Genomic DNA, 1,106 nt, shown 5'->3' on the forward strand with positions numbered 1-1,106 from the left:
GCCCGGCCCCGACCGTTAGGCCGGGCCCGAGCCGCCGCGGTTTCATCGCGTCAGCAGCGCCGCTGTCAGCGGTGACGCCGGCGTCGAGGCGGCGGAGTGAGCGCGGCCAAGCGCTCGCTCATCGCGCACACGACGCGATTCGTGGCATGCAACCGCCGGTCGAAATCGTCGAGCCGGTTGTCGATGCCGTCCAGTCGGCCGTCGATGCCGTCGAGCCGCTGATCGATGCGGTCCAGCCGCGCCGAGATCCGCCCGATGACGGGCCCCAGCTCCTGAAGCGCCGTACCGACCCCGGCCATGCACGTCTCCAGAGCGGTCACCCGCCGGTCGAGCGAGGCGTAGCCGGGCGGCGGCACCTGCTGCCCGCCGGTGCGGTGCGGCTCCTCGACGTCGAGGAGGTACGTACGCACGCGCTGGGCGACGGCGCTGTCGCGCAGCAGCATGGCGATGTTGAGGACGGCCCTCCTGGTGAAGAGGGCCAGGTGAACGAATGGCTGTGGATAACTTCCACCCGGTTCCTCGCTAAAGGTGGACAAGTTGTCCACCTTAAAAAGCCGCAGGTCATCGCCGCGGACGACGCGCAGCCCGTTGGTCTCCAGCTCGTCGCGATGACGCTGGACGACCTTCTTCACAGCCTCCCTGTGGATTTCGAAGAACGTGGCCACGTCCTCCGTCGTGACGTGGATGCCGTCGGGGAGCAGCCGCAGCGCTCCCACCTTGTCGAGCACTTCTACGTGCCCCATGACGCTGTCGCGCATCGCGCGCGACTCCAGCAGTGCAGCTTCCGGTGGCATGAGGATGCCTTCCTTGGTCCGGAACGGTTCGGTGGAAGCCCGTATCCAGGGCACAGGAGCGGAAGCTGCTCACGTGTCCACAAACCCAATGACCGGTTCTGTCGCCCGGCCTTCCTCTACTTCACGAACCCTCGACGCCTCGAACTCCAGTTGCCTCCGCGCACCAGGAACAACGAGCCGACAAACGTACGGTTACTGCGGACAGGTGATCGCATCCGGAGGCGCTCACTCCGCCTCCCCTCGCCTGAGCTGGGCGGCAGCGGCCTGTGGATAACTTTGCTCGAAATGGCTTTCGAAGGGACATCTTGTCCC

The 1,106-nt window shown here is 66.5% G+C and carries 1 protein-coding gene; it reads right to left on the reverse strand.

Annotated features, from left to right (window positions below; all coding sequences use genetic code 11):
• Window positions 1-65 precede the first annotated feature (65 nt).
• The gene (locus ACFU99_RS44365) at window positions 66-794 is read right to left on the reverse strand and encodes a hypothetical protein (RefSeq protein ID WP_384404569.1); all 729 of its coding nucleotides are present in this window, start codon (window positions 792-794) and stop codon (window positions 66-68) included.
• Window positions 795-1,106: the final 312 nt, after the last annotated feature.

Origin of the sequence: Streptomyces sp. NPDC057654 (genome assembly GCF_042800135.1) — a bacterium.
GTDB lineage: Bacteria > Actinomycetota > Actinomycetes > Streptomycetales > Streptomycetaceae > Streptomyces.

Bases quoted from the DNA above. Each gene is read 5' to 3' on its own strand.
- ACFU99_RS44365 (WP_384404569.1), bottom strand. From the start codon at position 794: ATGCCACCGGAAGCTGCACTGCTGGAGTCGCGCGCGATGCGCGACAGC.